The sequence below is a fragment of the Amycolatopsis sp. NBC_01286 genome (assembly GCF_035982555.1).
Classification (GTDB): domain Bacteria; phylum Actinomycetota; class Actinomycetes; order Mycobacteriales; family Pseudonocardiaceae; genus Amycolatopsis.
The window spans coordinates 9,293,735-9,310,091 of sequence record NZ_CP108428.1 but is presented as its reverse complement, the minus strand read 5'-3'; the positions used below and the strand labels follow the sequence as shown (position 1 = coordinate 9,310,091).

The following is a 16,357-nucleotide window of genomic DNA, read 5'->3' as shown; positions in this document are numbered from 1 at the left end:
GGCTCAAGCGGCCTCGAGCACCCGCGCCGCGGCGTCCCGCGCGTGGGCGTAGGGGTGCTCGAAACCGTGCATCCCGTCGGTGACGAGCGCCCCTTCGTGCAGCAACATGAGGGTCCGGGCGCTCGACCTCGGGTCGGCGGCGCCGGCCGCGGTGGTGATGGTCGTGAACAGCTCGAGCATCCACGCCTTCTGGTCGACGATCACCCGGTAGGCGGGGTGCGCCGGGTCGTTGATCTCGGCGTGGGCGTTGATCATGCTGCAGCCGTTGCCGCTGTAGCGGGCGGCCCACCGGGCGGAGGCGTCGAACACGGCGCGGAGCCGGGCGGCGGGGTCGTCACCCGCCTCGTCCAGCAGCGGGGCGAGGAACGCGCGCCACCGGCTGTCGCGCTCGCGGAGGTACTCGACGACCAGCCGCTCCTTCGAGCCGAACCGGTCGTAGAGCGTCTTCTTCGTGACCCCGGCGCGCTCGGCGATCAGGTCGACGCCGACCGCGTGGATGCCGTGCGCGTAGAACAGTTCCTCCGCCGCCGCCAGCACCGCGCGGGCCTTGGGCGTCCACTCGATCACCTCGTCCATGGCCTCGACTATACCGATCGGTGTAGTCTCGGGCCAATGACTAAACAGATCGGTATACCCGGCTCGGTGATCGGGCTCGGCGCGCTGTTCGTCGCGTGCTGGTCGTCGGGCTTCATCGGCGCGAAGCTCGGGGCCGCGGACGCGCCGGTCACGACGGTCCTGATGTGGCGGTTCGTGCCCCTGGCGCTGCTGCTCGCACCGTGGCTGGTCCGCTCGGGCGCCGGCGGGACAGCGGGGCTCGGGCGGCAGATCCTGGTCGGGGCGCTGTCGCAGTCGGGGTACCTGCTGACCGTCTACTGCGCCATCGGCCTGGGCGTCAACACCGGGACGACGGCGTTGATCGACGGCGTCCAGCCGCTCGTCGTCGCCGCCCTCGCCGGGCCGCTGCTGGGCGTCGCGGTCAGCGGACGGCAGTGGGCCGGCCTGGGTGTCGGCGCGGCCGGGGTCGCCATGGTGACCTGGTCGGACGCGACGTCGGGGCACGGCACGCCACTGTGGGCCTACCTGGTGCCGTTCGCCGGGATGTGCTGCCTGGTCGCGGCGACCTTCCTCGACCGGCGCACCCGCGACCGCCCGTCGCCGGTGCGCGCGGTGGCCATCCACTGCACCACCTCGGCCGTCGTCTTCACGGCTCTGGCGGTGGCGACGGGCACCGCGCTACCACCGGCGTCGGCCCGCTTCTGGCTCGCGATGGCGTGGCTGATCGTCTTCGCCACGTTCGGCGGCTACGGGCTCTACTGGCTGCTGCTCGACCGCGTCGGCGTCACGGCCGTGAATACGCTGATGTTCCTGGTGCCGGCGGCCACCACGATCTGGGGCACGCTCATGTTCGGCGAGCCGTTCAGCGCGTGGACCGGGACCGGGCTCGCCCTGGCGCTGGCCGCCACCTGGCTGGTCTCCCGGCGGCCTCAGAGCCGCGAGCGGGCGGTGTCGGCGGCGCGCGGAGCCCCGCCGTGCCACCGCACCGGCGTGGCCGGCGTCCGGCGCGGACGCCGTTTCGACGGCGGTTCGGCGTAGCGGTCCAGCAGGACGCTGAGCCGGTCGCCGTCGCACTGGCGGCGGATGAGCCGCTCGCCGCGCGCGGCCAGGGCGTCGAGGGTGAAGTCGGCGACCGCCCGCGGGGCCGGCCGGACCTCGCCGGGGAACGTGGCGACGACGTGCATCGAGCCGGATCTGCCCTCGGCCGCCGTCAGCTGCCAGCCGTGGCGGCGATCCCAGGTCAGGAGTTCGGGTTTCGCGGGGCCGTCGGCCGGGCGGCCCGCGAAGCGGATCTGGCCGTACAACGGTTCGGCGGGCTCGACCGCGGCGTCCTCGTTCAGCAATCCGAGTTCGGTGGCGACGGCGCGCAAATAGGGGACTAGTGCGGTTTCGTCCGAGAAGTCGGTGTTCATGGTTCACCTGCCTGATCTTCGACGATGTCCGTCTACTACCCGTTTTTCCGGCGGATACGCACGAAATCGTCGAACGATGTTCCTGAGCTGACGCGTCCGTTCGTGCGATGTTGGTGCGGCCGCGTGTGAGAGGCGTCAGGCTGGGGGAATCAGAGGGTGTTCCGATCACTGCGGGGGAGCTGAGAACGTGATGCGTGAGAGCTTCGACTTCGACGTGAATCCGAGAGAAATCAGGCTCGTGCGATCGTGGGCGCGCGAGCGGCTGGCGGCGGCCGGCGATCTCCCGGACGAAACGATCACCGACATCGTGCTGATCATGAACGAACTGGCCACGAACGCCGTCCGGCACGCCGCCGGGCCGGCGCGGGTCCGGCTGCTGCGCTCCGACTCCGCGGTCTGGATCGGGGTCGAGGACGCGGGCGGCGCCGCCTGGTTCGACCCGGCCGTGCCGCTGCCCACCCCGATCGGCACCGGACTGACCCTGGTCGCCGCGTGCTCCCACCGCCGCGGCCACTTCCACCGCGGCGACGGCGGCCGGACGGTGTGGGCCGAAATCCCCGTCGCGTCCTGACGTCGACCGCTCGGCGGTCCACCCAAAGGTAGGAACTCTGCGCTGTCAAGAGTGGCAGTGCATCTTGTCCTGCCTTGTCGCGTGACGTCCGTTTTCCGTGACGCAGAGCCGGTTCGCGTGCGCGAACCGGTCGATCCAGGGTATCCCTCGAAGCAGCGAGTCCGGCTATATTCATCAGATGTCTTCCCTCTGACTCAGCCGGAGAACCCCGATGCGAATCGCCACCGTCGTCGCGCACCTGGTCACCGCCGCAGCCGTTGTCGCGGCTGTCGGCGCCACTCCCGGAAGACCCCCGGACGTCCTCTACGCCGCCCCTTCCGGACACGGCTCCGCCTGCAGCTCCGCCGCCCCGTGCGCCCTCCCCACCGCCCGTGACCGGGTCCGCGGCCTCGTCCAGCACGCCCGCGGGGACGTCGTGGTCGAGCTGCGCGGCGGCACCTACTCGCTGACCACGCCGTTGCGGCTGGGCGTGCAGGACTCCGGCACGCCGGGCCACCGCGTCGTCTACCGCGCGGCCCCCGGGCAGAGCCCGGTCTTCAGCGGCGCGCTGAAGGTCGGAGGTTTCCGGAAGACGGACGCCGTCAAGAACATTTACCGCGCCTCGGTGCCGAAGGGGACCGCGAGCCGCGAGCTGTTCGTGAACGGCGTCCGCGCGCAGCGGGCCCGCACGGCCCAGGACCCGGGCGGGTTTTCCGTGTCCGCCACGGGTTTCACCACCGCCGACGCGACTTACACGACCTGGACGAACGCGCCCGGCGTCGAGGTCGTCGCCAACAACGGCTGGAAGCAGCTGCGCTGCCCGCTCGCCTCGATCACGCCGGGCGCCTCCGGCGGGTCGGCGCTGACCGTCGATCCCGGGTGCTGGAACAACAACCACAGCTCCGTGCCCAATCCGAGTTTTCCCTTCAACGGTGCGGGCCTGCCGAGTCTCGACCGCGTGACCTGGCTCGAAAACGCCTACCAGCTGCTCGGCACGCCCGGCCAGTTCTACCTCGACGGCGACGCCGGTTACCTCTATTACGTGCCGCGGCCCGGTGAGGACCTCGCCAAGGCCGACGTCGAACTGCCCGTCGCGCCGGAGCTGCTCGACCTCGCCGGCACCCCCGGGCACCTCGCGCCGCTCGACGACACCGACTGGCGCGCGACCTACACCGGCGCCTGGAGCTACTCGAACGGCCGGCACCTGGGCGACCTCGGCGCCGACGTCCACTACACCCCGAACGACGGCGACGCGTTCAGCTACACCTTCACCGGCACCGGACTCCAGGTCCTGACCGAGACGAACACGGACGAAGGCGACATCGACGTCTACGTCGACGGCGTCAAGAACCAGACGGTGTCGGCGAAGAGCGCCGAACGGCTCGCGCAGCAGGCCGTCGTCTCGGTCACCGGGCTGGCCAAGGGGAAGCACACGGTCCGCGTGGTCAAGGCGGGCGGCGACTACCTGCTGATCGACGGCTTCACCGTCATCCCCGACGTCGTCGCGCCGGTGCACGACATCGCCTTCGAAGGGATCACGTTCGCCTACACGACCTGGACCGCCCCGAGCACCGCGGGCTACGTCGACAACCAGGCCGGCATTCTCTGGGACCCGGCGACCCGGACCCCGACGCGGATCCCCGCCGCCGTGCAGGTGCACCGCGGCGCGCGGATCGCGTTCACCGGCGTGACCGTGCAGCACACCGGGACCAGCGGCATCGACCTCGCCGACCAGACCCAGGGCTCGACGGTGTCGGGCAGCTCGATCACCGACATCGGCGGCAGCGGGGTCGCGGTGGGCGAGGTCGACGACTACTACCAGACCCAGCCCGCGCTGATGACCAGCGGCAACAGTGTCTCCGGCAACATCCTGCAGCGGCCGGGCCAGGAGTACCAGGACGCGGTCGGCGTCTGGGTCGGCCACAGCCGCGGGACCACGTTGTCCCACAACGACATCGGCTACACGCCGTATTCGGGCGTGTCGATCGGCTGGGGCTGGGGCTGGGCGTCGAGCTGCGCGTTGCAGGCCCAGCAGGGCCTGGCCGACCCGTGCCTGCACGGCACGACCTACACCGGTGACAACCATGTCATCGGCAACCACGTGCACAGCGTGATGGGCGTGCTGTTCGACGGCGGCCCGATCTACACCCTCGGCGGGCAGGCGTCGCCGTCCGAATTCGTCGGCAACGTGCTCGGCGAGTGCATCAACGGCTGCAACATGATCTACCACGACGAGGGCAGCTCGCTGTGGAACACCCACGACAACGTGGTGGAGTTCAGCAACGGCTCGCTGTGGCTGAACCTGTGGACGCCGACCATCCACGACGACTCGATCCACGGCAACTTCACCGACACCGACCGCTACAACAACAACGGCACGGCCATCGACCTCACGCCGTCCACGGTGGTCACCGACGGCCGCTGGCCGCCCGCCGCGCAGGCGATCATCGACGCGGCCGGGCCGGGCACCCCGCCCGGCAAGGTGCTCGACGACGACGACCTGCGGATCTCCTACACCGGGAGCTGGTCCTCGAGCGGCTCGCGCACCTACGGCGACCTCGAGAACGGCGTGCACTACACCCAGCAGGACGGTGCTTCCGCGTCGATCACCTTCACCGGGACCGGCATCAGTCTCCTCACCGAGACCAATTCCGACGAAGGGGATATCGGCGTCACGCTCGACGGTGCCGACAAGGGCACCGTCAGCGCGAACACCGCTCAGCGGCAAACCCGGTTTCCCGTTTATTCGGTGACCGGGCTCGCCGCCGGGCGGCACACACTGAATGTTTCCAAGAAGAGCGGAACCTATTTCCTGGTGGACGGCTTCCGCGTCAAATAGCGATTCAGCGGTTCAGCAGCCGCAGGTCGACCGCGTCGGCCATGGCCTGCATGCCGGCTTCGTTCGGGTGGATGTGATCACCCGAGTCGAAGCCGGCCCGCAGTGCTCCGGGATCGGAGGGGTCTTGCGTCGCCTGGTCGAAGTCGACGACGCCGTCGAACTGCCCGCCGGTGCGGATCCAGGCGTTCGCCGCCTGGCGGATGGTCTCGCCGTGCTCGCTGTAGCCGCCGGATCCCTTGTCCGGCAGCATGGTTCCGCCGATGATCCGCACGCCGGCCGCGTGCGCCTGGCGGATCAGCTCGCGGTAGCCGTCGATCAGGTGCTGCGCGGTCAGCGGGACGCCACCGGGGCCGGCGTTGTTGCCGATGTCGTTGATGCCCTCCAAGAGGATCACGGTCCGGACACCGGGTTGCGCCAGCGCGTCGTGGGCGAACCGCTTGAGGGCGCTGACCCCCTGCCAGATGTTCGGCACGTCGGTCAGCACCCGGTTGCCGCCGATCCCGGCGTCGACCACGGCGCTCGGGTGCGGCCCGGACAGCCGGCGGGCGAGGTCGTCCGGCCAGCGGCGGTACGCGCTCGCCGGGGTGTTGTAGCCGTCGGTGATGGAGTCGCCGAAGGCCACCACGGTGCCGCGCGCGGCAGTGGAGACGACGTCCAAACCGGACAGGTAGTACCAGGAAGTCGTTGCGGCGACGTAGTTCCCGTCTTCGGTGTCGGCGGCGAAGTCACCCGGCTTCGAGAGGTAGGAGACGTCGAACGCGTCGGAGTGCCAGGTCGCCGAGCTGGTCGCCTGGGGCAGGTACAGGCTCACGAGCAGGTTCTGTTCCGCTTGCACGGACAGTGGCACCGGATCGCTGACGACCTCCTGGCCCGCCGGGATCGTGAACATCTTCGCGTGCGAGAACGTCACTGCGTGCCCGGAGCCCGCGACGGCGGTCGCCTTGCCGGCCTGCAGCGCGAGGCTCACCGCGCCGACGGCGAGGGGAGTGGTGCCGCGCAGGTTGGACAGGTGCACGCGTAGGGCGGCACCGCCGACGCTGGGGTGCACGACCATCCGCAGCGTCCGGTCGGTGAAGTTCGGGCCGCCGATCGTCATGCTCGGCGACCAGGCCGAAACCCGGTGAACTGCGGCGGAATCGGTTTCGGCAACGGCGGTGTTCGTGCTGCCCGAAATCAGCGAAACTATTGTCGCCGTGGCCAGCAGGGCCCTTTTGGTCATCACGGGAAATCACCTTCTTCGGTGGGGAGACCACAGTTTTACCGCGCGTTTCCGGAAATGGCCAGAAGTTGTTTGTGCGGGACCGGTTCGTGCCGGGCCCGGCCGGGTCGTAGAATCCGGGGGACGGCCGGCGACCGGCCCGGGTGCACCGTGAGGGAGGGGCGTACGTGGCCGGTTCCGACGACGACGTGTTCTTCGCCGACGGCGACGTCGGCCGCGACCTGGCCGCGGTCGACTGGGCGGCGACCCCGCTCGGCCCGCCGTCCGGCTGGCCGCAGAGCCTCCGGACCGCGGTGGACATCCTCGTGTCGTCCCGGTTCTCGATGTGGATGGCCTGGGGCCAGGACCTGACGTTCTTCTGCAACGCCGCCTACCGGCGCGACACGCTGGGCCGCAAGTACCCGTGGGCCCTCGGGCGGCCGGCGAGCGAGGTGTGGGCCGAGATCTGGGACGACATCGGCCCGCGGATCGCCACCGTGCTCGCCACCGCGCAGGCGACCTGGGACGAGGCCCTGCTGCTCTACCTGGAGCGGTCCGGCTATCCGGAGGAGTCGTACCACACGTTCTCCTACAGCCCGCTGCGCGACGACGACGGTGTCGTGGTCGGCATGCTGTGCGTGGTCCGCGAGGACACCGACCGCGTCATCGCCGACCGGCGGCTCTCGACGCTGCGCGACCTGGGCTCGGACCCGGCCGTCGTGCGCACCGAGCAGCAGATGCTGGCCTTCGCCGGCCGGCAGCTCGACCGCAACCGGCGCGACCTGCCCTTCACGCTGACCTACCTCTTCGGCGACGACGGCGTCGTCCGGCGCGCGGCCTTCACCGGCATCGCCGCGGACCACCCGGGCGCCCCCGCCACGCTCGCCGCCGACGATCCCGCCGCGGTGTGGCCGGCCCCGCCCGGCGGCGAGTCCGTGCTCATCGACCTGGCGGCCTTCGCCGAGCTGCCCGCGGGCGACTGGCCGGAACCGCCCACCCAGGCGTTGCTGGTCCCGCTGGCGCGGCAGGGTGGCACGCCGTACGGCTTCCTGGTGGCCGGGCTGAACCGCTACCGCGCGCCGGACGAGAGCTACCGCGGGTTCGTCGAGCTGGTCGCCGGGCACCTCGCGGCCGGCATCGGCGGCGCCCGCAGCTTCCACGCCCAGCAGCGGCGGGCCGAAGAGCTGGCCGAGCTCGACCGGGCCAAGACGGCGTTCTTCTCCAACATCAGCCACGAGTTCCGCACCCCGCTCACCCTGATCATGGGCCCGCTGGACGAGCTCCGGGCCCGCGTCGGCGGCACCGACGAGCGCACCGGCCGGGAGCTGGACGTCATCCACCGCAACGGGGTGCGGCTGGGCAAGCTCGTCAACACCCTGCTGGACGTCTCCCGGCTCGAGGCCGGCCGCATGCAGGCCCGGTTCGAACCGGTGGACCTGGCCGAGGTCACCGCCGAGCTCGCCGGGGTGTTCCGCTCCGCCATCGACAAGGCCGGGCTGCGCCTGGACGTCGACGGCCCGCCGCTGGGCGAACCCGTGTACCTCGACCGCGGCCTGTGGGAGAAGGTGATCTTCAACCTGCTGTCCAACGCGCTGAAGTTCACCTTCGACGGCGCCATCACCGTCACGATGCGAGCCGACGGGGACCAGGCGGCCGTCACGGTCGCGGACACCGGGATCGGCGTCCCCGAAGGCGAGCTGCCCCGGTTGTTCCAGCGGTTCCACCGCATCGAGAACGCCCGCGCCCGCTCCACCGAAGGCAGCGGCATCGGGCTGGCGCTGGCCCAGGAGATCGTCGACCTGCACGGCGGCACGATCACCGCGAGCAGCGTCGAGGGCGCGGGCACCACCTTCACCATCCGGCTGCCGTTCGGCTCCGCGCACCTGCCCGCGGAGGCGCTGATCCCGGCGGGTGGCCGCACCGAGGCCCCGGACGCCGCCGCCTACGTCCACGAAGCCCTGCGCTGGCTGCCCAGCACGCCCGACGCCGACGGCGAGACGCGGCCCCTCTCGGCCCCCGCGTCGGCGACGCGGGTGCTCGTCGCCGACGACAACGCCGACATGCGCGAGTACCTCACGCGGCTGCTGAGCGACGCCGGCTACCAGGTCGACGCGGTGACCGACGGCCAGGAAGCGCTGGAAGCGGCCCGGGCGACGGCGTTCGACCTCGTGGTCAGCGACGTCATGATGCCCCGGCTGGGCGGCCTCGAGCTGGTCGCGGCGCTGCGCGAAGACCCGCGCACCGCGTCGATGCCCGCACTGCTGCTGTCCGCCCGCGCCGGGCAGGAGGCCTCGATCGAAGGCCTGCGCGCCGGCGCCGACGACTACCTGATCAAGCCGTTCGCGGCGGCCGAGCTCCTCGCCCGGGTGCGGGCCAACGTCGAGCTCGCGCGGCTGCGCACGCACCAGGCCCGCTGGCGCACCGCGCTGGTCGATTCGCTGCAGGAGGCCTTCTTCGTCTGCGACGCCGACGGCGCGGTGATCGAGATCAACGCCGCGTTCACCGACATCCTCGGCTACAGCACCGACGGGCTGCCCTACCACCCGGTGCACCCGTGGTGGCCGAGCGCCGAGACCGATCCCGAAGGCTATCGAGCGGTCGACGAGGCGTTCGCGACCCTGCTCGGCCGGACCCACGGCACCTACACGATCCCCGTCACCCACCGCGACGGCCACCGGCTGTGGGCGCGCGCCGCGTTCGCCCAGGCCCAGGACCCGGACACCGGGCGGGCCGTCATCGTCGGCACCTTCCGCGACGTCACCGCCGAGCACTACGCGATCCAGCGCGACAGCGCCCTGGCGTCGATGAGCACCCGGCTGGCCGAGGCGACGACGCTGACGGACGCAATGGCCGGCGCGCTGAGCGAGCTGAAGGACCTCTGGCGCGCCGAAGGCGTCGTCGCCTCGGTGTTCGGCGCCGGTGACGAACCCACGCGCACTTACGCCGACCCGCCCGTCACCTGGGAAAACCTGCCCGAAGACCAGCGCCGCGCGCTCGGCGAGCTGCGGCAGGGCTCGCTGCTGGCCCCGGTTTCCGGCCACACGTGGTCCGGGACCGTGCTCGAACACCCCCACGGCCGGCTGGCGCTGCTGATCGACCTGGGCGACCGCCGCCCGTTCACCGACGAGGACCGGCTGCTGCTGTCGCTGCTGGCCGGCCACATCGGGCCGAGCCTGGGCCGCGCGCACCAGATCGACCAGCAACGCGAGACCGCCGTCGCCCTGCAGCGGGCCATCCTCGGCCCCGCCGACCTGCCCACCGGGTTCGCCGTCCGCTACGAACCCGCGACGCGGCCGCTGGAGGTCGGCGGCGACTGGTACGACACGGTCACGCTGGCCGACGGGCGCATCGGGATCGTCGTCGGCGACTGCGTCGGCCGCGGGCTGCACGCGGCCGCCGTGATGGGGCAGCTGCGCAGCGCGTGCCGCGCGCTGCTGCTGCAGGACCCGCGGCCGGCGCACACGCTGATGGCGCTGGACCAGTTCGCGGCCAAGCTCGACGGCGCGTTGTGCACCACCGTCTTCTGCGGCGTGCTCGACCCCGGGACCGGGCAGCTGACCTACAGCACGGCCGGGCACCCGCCGGGGATCCTCGCGCTCTCCGACGGCGAAACGCTGCTGCTCGAAGGCGGCCGGTCCGTGCCCCTCGGCGTCCGCCCCGGCCGCCCGCGCCCCGAAGCCGTCCACACCATCCCCGCCCGCGCGACCCTGCTGCTCTACACCGACGGTCTCGTCGAACGGCGAAAACGGTCGCTGGACGAAGGAATCGAGCGGGCCGGGCAGGTCCTGCACGACGGCCGGGTGAACGCGGTCGAGGACCTGGCCGGCGACCTCATGCGGCGCCTGGCGCCCACCGCGGGTTACGACGACGACGTCGCCCTGCTGCTCTACCGCCACCCCGGGCCGCTGGAGGTGAGCTTCCCGGCCGAGGCGGGCGAGCTCGGCCGCGTCCGCAAGACGTTGCGCACCTGGCTCGGCCAGTGCCAGCTCGACGCCCAGCAGGCGCAGAACGTCCTGGTCGCGGCGGGCGAAGCCTGCGCCAACGCGATCGAGCACGGCCACCGCGACACCCCGGGCGACGTCGTCCTGCTCCGCGCCGAAGCCTTCGCCCACAGCCTGCACCTCACGGTCACGGACACCGGCCGCTGGAAAGCGGCGGACGCGGCCCCCGGCTCCTCCCGCGGCCACGGCATCACGTTCATGCGCGCGATGATGCAGGAGGTCACCATCAACACCACCGCCACCGGCACCACCGTCGACATGCTGACCAGGATCGTGTGATGACCACTCCGCTTTCACTTGTCCCGCAACGACGTCCCGACGGCACCACCGTCCTGGCCGCCGGCGGTGAGATCGACATGAGCAACGCCCCGGCGCTCGCCGCGGCGCTCGAGGAGACCACGGAACTGCTCGTCCTGGACCTGACGGACGTCGAGTACCTGGACAGCGCGGGCATCGCCGTGTTGTTCGACCACGCCGATCACCTGGAACTCGTGGCCTCCCCGTTGCTGTCCCCGGTGCTGACGGTGTCCGGGCTCAGTGAGGTCGTGAAGGTCCACCAGCCTCGCCAGTGACCCGGAGCGTGCGTCGACCTTGCGCCGACGCACGCGCCGGGGGCCGTCAGCCGACCTTCTGGATCTTCGCGTTGCGGATGAGCTGCTTGCCGGCTTCGTGGATCTGGTTGAACGCCGTGTTGTTGAGCAGGGCGCAACTGCCGGAGGTCGACGTCACCGGGACGGTGATGGACTTGCCGTTGTCCAGGTTGGTGACCTTCAGCATGGTGCCGACGGCGAACTGGTTGCTGGACGCCGCGGGGGAGCCGGCCTCACCGGAGAGGGTGACGGTGGAGCCGGCGCAGACGGTCTCCGCACTACCTGCGGCCTGGGTCTCGGTCGCCTGGGCGCCATCGGTACCGGCCTGGTCGCCTTCGGCGGCCTGGTTGTTTGCGGTCGCCTGGTCGCCTGCGGCGGCTTGGGCGGCCTGGGCAACGCAGTCGATCGCGACGGCGGCCGCTTGGTCCACAGCCTCCTGACCGGCGGCGTCCTTGGCGTTCGCCTTGGCGTTGCCCTTGTTCTTGCCCTTCTGGTCGGCCGCATTGTTCTGGCTGGCGGCCATGCCGTTCTGGTCGGTTGCCTCGCTCTGGTCGGCGGACATGCCGTTCTGGTCTACCTGCGACTGGTCCGCCATGCCTTGCTGATCCGCCATCCCGTTCTGACTGGCCGCACCCTTTTGCTGGGCCATGCCGTTTTCGTCGGCCGCCCCGGCCTGGCCGGTGGCCATGCCGTTCTGGTCGGCCGCCGCGTTGGGGTCGGCTTGGGCCACACAGCTCAGGACGGCCGCGCAATTCTGGAGTGCTGCCGCGTTCTGGGCGGCCGCGTCCTGCTGGCCGGCCGTGCCGTTCTGCGCCGCACCGTTTTGGTCGGCGGCCTCGTTCTGAGCTGCTGCCTGGTTCTGGCCGGCCATCCCGTTGTCGGCAGCGCCGTTCTTGCCGACGGCCTGGTTCTGGTCAGCCATGCCCTGCTGAGCGGCCATACCGTTCTGATCGGCCGCACCGTTCTGCATGCCGTTCTGGTTGCCCATGCTGTTCTGGTCTGCCGCGCCGGCTTGGCCGGTAGTTGCGTTCTGCTGGGCCATGCCGTTGGTGTCCGCGGTCGCGGCTTCCTGGGTCAGGCACTGCTGCACGACCGCGCACGCCTGGTCGGCCGCCGCGGCTTGGTCCGCTGCCGCGGCCTGGTCGGCTGCTTCAGACTGGCCCGCCTTGCCGTTCTGGTCGGCCATCCCGTTCTGCGCCGCGCCGTTCTCGTCGGCGGCCTGGTTCGGGGCGGCCGCGCCCTTCCGAGCGGCCGTGCCGTTCTGTGCCGCGCCGTCTTCGGCGGCTGCGCCGTTCTGGGTAGCCTTGCCGTTCTCGGCCGCGCCGTTCTCGCCGGTCGCATCCTTCTGGGCTGCGCCGTCCTTGCCCGCCGCGCTGTGCTTGCCCGCGGCACCGCTCTTACCTGCCGCGCCGCTCTTGCCCGCGGCACCGTTCTGGTCAGCCATTCCGTTCTGCTCGGCGCCGTTCTTGCCCGCCATGCCGTTCTGCTCCACGCCCCCGGCCTGGCCGGCCATGCCCTTCTGGTCAGCCACCGCGACCTCGTCCGCGGCTCCGGCCACCGCTGCGCAGTTGACCGCCGCCTGGGTTGCCGTTACCGCTCCCTGGCAGCCCGCGTCCTGCCTGCGTTGCTGGATCTGGTCCACCACCGCCTGGCGGTTGGCTATGCGGGCCGGGGACTGGGCGTCCGGGGTCAGCTGCTGGCTTGCTATGAAACCCAGGTTGTTCTGCAGTGCCGTGTCGAGCCCCGTGCAGTTCTCCGTCGCCGCGTTGCTTGCCGGGCTGCTCAGGGCGATCGCCGTCGCGGTCGCGGCCGCTACTCCCAGCAGGGCGACTAGTCCGATCGTCGCCGGTTTGCGGTGTCGTCCGGACGTGCGCAAGTGGGGCATCAGCCCCTCCTTTCGGGTCGCCACCTCACCACTGCACACGGCGGGAAACCCCGGGTGGTTCAGCCGGATTCGCCCCACTTCTGTCCACTGTGGACCATGTCAAACGGGTGTGATGAAAACCGGGTCTCAGCGCGAGTGCGCGGCGAAGAACCGCCACATGAGCGTGTTCGCGTCGATCTCGTGAGTGGTGTTGCCGTTCTCCGGCTTGGCCTGCGGGGAACCGGGCCAGGTGTGGCCGCCGTCGGCTACGGTGTAGAGCTGCACGTCGCAGTACGTCGTCAGCGTGACGTGCGTGCTCACCTGGGTGGTCGACGGGCCGGTGCCGCAGCCGTCGATGGACGCCCAGCGTTGCTGCGCCACCGGAACCGAGTACTGCCAGAGGTCGGTGCCGCCGCCGTCGTACGGGTTGGTGGCGTCCTGCTTGCCGTGGAACGCGATCACCGGGACCGGCACGCCCGGCCGGCAGGACGCCGGATCCGGGACGGACGTGTTCCCGGGCGTCGGCCGGCCCGCGCGCAGCCCGGCCACCGGGGCGATCGCGGCGATCCGGTCCGGCCGCGCGCACGCGAAGGCCGACGTCATCCGGCCGCCGCCGGAGTAGCCGGTGAGGTAGGTCCGGTGGGGGTCGGCGCAGAGGGCGCCGGTGAGCGTTGTGATGACCTGGTCGAGGAAGCCGACGTCGTCGCGTGCCCCGGCCGGTGGCGTGCCGACGCCGGGGACGTTCCACGAAAGGCCGCCCTGGTAGGAGATCGCTCCTTCGGGGAACGCCGCGAGGTACCCGTCGGCGGCCGCGGCCATGTTCGAGTAGCTCAGCTGACCGGCGCCGCTGCTGCCGCTGCCGTGCAGGTTGAGCACGAGCGGTGCGGTCGCCGGGGCGTTCGCGGGGACGTAGACCGGGACGGGATAACGCTTTCCGGCGTAGTCGACCGGGACGACGGACTGTCCGGGGGTGCGCGGGCAGGCCGGTGGTTGACCGCTGGGGAGCGTCCACCGCTGGTTCGTCTGGTTGTTGCACGTCCACAGCTGCAACGGCGTGCCGTCGGTGCTCGACTGCCCGGTGACGTCGAGGCACCCGGCCGTCGCCGGGTTGACGAGCCGGCCGGAAGTGCTGTCGTAGCTCCACTTCTGGTGCGTGTTGCCCAGACAGCTCCACAGCTGGATCGGGGTGCCGTTCGCGGCCGAGCCGCCCTGGACGTCGAGGCACTTCCCGAGCGCGCGGATCGTGCCGTCGTCCTGGACGGTCCAGTTCTGCGCGCCGGACCCCGTGCACGTGCTCAGCCGGATCCGGGTGCCGTCGGTGGTCGCGCCGCCGGCGACCGTCGCGCACTTGCCGGCCAGGCCGGTGAGCGGGCCGGCGGTCGCCGCGTGCGCCGCGGGGGCGGCGCAGAGTGTGGCGGCCGCGATCGCGAGGACGAGGATGGGTTTGAGGTACAAGGCGAACTCCGTTCCCGAGATCAACCGCTTAAGCACCGGTCTTGCCAGTAGAACAGCGGTGTTATCGCCGGTCAATGATTGTCAATGAGCAGGACAAGCCGCGGTGGATTGTCACGGGATGTCTTGACAGGGGATACGCCGGAGCTGTCATTCTTAAGCGCTTAACACGCCCTCACCGCAGAGGAGTCAGCCTGTGTCCCCACGCTTGCGCAAGACTCGTACGATCCTCGCCGCGGCCGCGCTCGTCGCCACGGCCTTGGCCACACCGGGCGCCGCCGTCGCCGGCCCCCGGGCCGGTGGCACCCTCAACTACCTCAAGCAGATCTCCGGCCAGTACACGATCGCCGGGCAGCACAACAAGGAACCCGCGAACCAGCCGTCGTTCTACACCGGCAAGGCGCACGACATCACCGGCCAGTACCCGGGTCTGTGGGGCGGTGACTTCTTCTTCGGCGGCTCGGACGTCGCCAACCGGCAGGCGGTGATCGACCAGGCCAAGCTCGAATGGAGCCACGGCGCGGTCGTCACGATGACCTGGCACATGTGCCCGCCCACCCAAGGCAGCTCGTGCGACTGGTCGTCCGGCGTGATGAGCAAGCTCAGCGACGCCCAGTGGAGCGAGTTGATGACGAACGGCTCGAACCTCAACAACCGGTACAAGGCACGGCTCGACGAGATCGTGCCCTACCTGCAGCAGCTGCAGAACGCGGGTGTCCAGCTGCTGTTCCGGCCGCTGCACGAGCTCAACGACAGCTGGGCGTGGTGGGGCGGGCGCCCGGGCCTGGGCGGCAGCGCCGGCCTCTACCGGATCACCCACGACTACCTGGTGGGCAAGGGGCTCACGAGCATCGTGTGGGACTGGGCGGTCAAGGACGTCAACATGGGGTCGATCGCGAGCTACTACCCGGGTGACGCCTACGTCGACGTCGCGGCGCTGGACGTCTGGATGAAGGCGAACTCGTCCTCTTCGGACTACCAGGCGATGCTGAACGTCTCGCACGGCAAGCCGATCGCGCTGGGGGAGACCGGGACGATCCCGTCACCGGAGCTGCTGGCGTCGCAGCCGAAGTGGACGTACTTCATGGAGTGGTCGGAGTACCTGCAGGGCAGCAACTCCAACGCGGCCATCCAGCGCACGTACTTCGACGGGCGCGTGCTGGTGCTCGGCGAGATGCAGCGCGGCTGACGTCCCGGGTGCCGGGAGGCGCTCCCGGCACCCGGTTCACCGCGGCAACCGCGTGATGACTTCGGCCATCGCATCCGCGAGGAGTGGCCGATCACGGCGGGCTCGTCCCCGAACCGGTTGCTCAGCTCGGCCCGGACGTGGTGGCCGCCGACGCTCGCGGGCACCGTCATGCGGACGGTGACCTCGGCGAAGGGTGGCTCCTCGTCTTCGCCGCGGAAGAGCTGTCAAGATCGCCAGGTGAGCTACGACCATCGCACTATCGGATGTCAGTCTTCGGTGCGATGCCGGGCCGGGGCGCCGGCTCTACCGTCAGGACATGGACATCAGGGGAGTGGTCGGGACGGTGGTTCTCTGCGGCGCGCTGGTCGGCGTCGCCGGGTGCTCGAACCCGACCGGCAAGTCGTGGGCCATCACCTACGAGGTGACCGGGCAGGACAACGGGACGCTGGCGAAGGTCGGCTACGCGAACTCGCCCGACCGCTACAAGGACGAGGTCGCGCAGCAGAGCGTCCAGGGCCCGGTCGGCGTGCCGTGGAAGCAGGACGTGGTGGTGACCGCCGGTCAGAAGGCGGAGATCACCGCCACGCCGACCGGCGGCCTCACGCTCACCTGCCGCATCCTGCTCGACGCCCAGCGGGAGCTGGCCCGGGCCACCGCGCCGGGGCCCGGGCAGCCGGTGTCGTGCGCCAAGACCACCGACTCCTGAC

The 16,357-nt window shown here is 71.0% G+C and carries 12 protein-coding genes; 7 read left to right on the top strand and 5 right to left on the bottom strand.

The annotated features are described in order from the left end of the window. Positions 1-3 precede the first annotated feature (3 nt). Positions 4-576 (bottom strand): TetR/AcrR family transcriptional regulator, encoded by a 573-nt coding sequence (locus OG570_RS42530; protein WP_326954393.1) that lies wholly within the window; start codon positions 574-576, stop codon positions 4-6. 66 nt (positions 577-642) lie between these two features. On the opposite strand from OG570_RS42530, the gene OG570_RS42525 reads away from it, so the two are divergent. Beyond that, positions 643-1,593, top strand: a complete 951-nt coding sequence (locus OG570_RS42525) for a DMT family transporter (RefSeq protein WP_326954392.1) — start codon at positions 643-645, stop codon at positions 1,591-1,593. Here OG570_RS42525 and OG570_RS42520 read toward each other — a convergent pair. Further along, entirely contained in the window at positions 1,485-1,967 is a 483-nt protein-coding gene (locus tag OG570_RS42520; RefSeq protein ID WP_326948252.1) for a DUF6292 family protein, read from the bottom strand. The two genes, OG570_RS42525 and OG570_RS42520, sit on opposite strands and share 109 nt — an antisense overlap. Positions 1,968-2,157: 190 nt before the next feature. Here OG570_RS42520 and OG570_RS42515 point away from each other — a divergent pair, with 190 nt between their 5' ends. Next, positions 2,158-2,538 carry an ATP-binding protein gene (locus OG570_RS42515; protein WP_326948253.1) on the top strand — a complete coding sequence of 127 codons (381 nt, stop codon included), beginning with the start codon at positions 2,158-2,160 and terminating at the stop codon, positions 2,536-2,538. A gap of 211 nt (positions 2,539-2,749) precedes the next feature. Beyond that, on the top strand, positions 2,750-5,356 hold the full coding sequence (locus tag OG570_RS42510) for a hypothetical protein (RefSeq protein WP_326954391.1): 2,607 nt from the start codon (positions 2,750-2,752) through the stop codon (positions 5,354-5,356). A 4-nt stretch (positions 5,357-5,360) separates the two neighbouring features. Here the strand turns inward: OG570_RS42510 and OG570_RS42505 are convergent, their stop codons facing one another. Further along, complete coding sequence (locus OG570_RS42505) at positions 5,361-6,452, bottom strand: SGNH/GDSL hydrolase family protein (RefSeq protein WP_326954390.1); 1,092 nt, start codon at positions 6,450-6,452, stop codon at positions 5,361-5,363. A 290-nt stretch (positions 6,453-6,742) separates the two neighbouring features. Here OG570_RS42505 and OG570_RS42500 point away from each other — a divergent pair, with 290 nt between their 5' ends. Next, positions 6,743-10,834: a SpoIIE family protein phosphatase gene (locus tag OG570_RS42500; protein WP_326954389.1), complete on the top strand. Its 4,092-nt coding sequence runs from the start codon at positions 6,743-6,745 to the stop codon at positions 10,832-10,834. After that, positions 10,834-11,127, top strand: coding sequence for an STAS domain-containing protein (locus tag OG570_RS42495; protein WP_247049910.1), 294 nt, complete (start codon positions 10,834-10,836; stop codon positions 11,125-11,127). Before OG570_RS42500 ends, OG570_RS42495 begins: the two co-directional genes overlap by 1 nt. A gap of 46 nt (positions 11,128-11,173) precedes the next feature. On the opposite strand, the gene OG570_RS42490 is transcribed toward OG570_RS42495, so the two are convergent. Then, positions 11,174-13,030: a hypothetical protein gene (locus OG570_RS42490; protein ID WP_326954388.1), complete on the bottom strand. Its 1,857-nt coding sequence runs from the start codon at positions 13,028-13,030 to the stop codon at positions 11,174-11,176. A 126-nt stretch (positions 13,031-13,156) separates the two neighbouring features. Then, entirely contained in the window at positions 13,157-14,464 is a 1,308-nt protein-coding gene (locus OG570_RS42485; RefSeq protein ID WP_326954387.1) for an RICIN domain-containing protein, read from the bottom strand. A 193-nt stretch (positions 14,465-14,657) separates the two neighbouring features. On the opposite strand from OG570_RS42485, the gene OG570_RS42480 reads away from it, so the two are divergent. After that, complete coding sequence (locus tag OG570_RS42480; RefSeq protein ID WP_326954386.1) at positions 14,658-15,650, top strand: glycoside hydrolase family 26 protein; 993 nt, start codon at positions 14,658-14,660, stop codon at positions 15,648-15,650. A 316-nt stretch (positions 15,651-15,966) separates the two neighbouring features. Next, on the top strand, positions 15,967-16,356 hold the full coding sequence (locus OG570_RS42475; RefSeq protein ID WP_326948261.1) for a hypothetical protein: 390 nt from the start codon (positions 15,967-15,969) through the stop codon (positions 16,354-16,356). The last annotated feature ends 1 nt before the right edge of the window (position 16,357 follow it).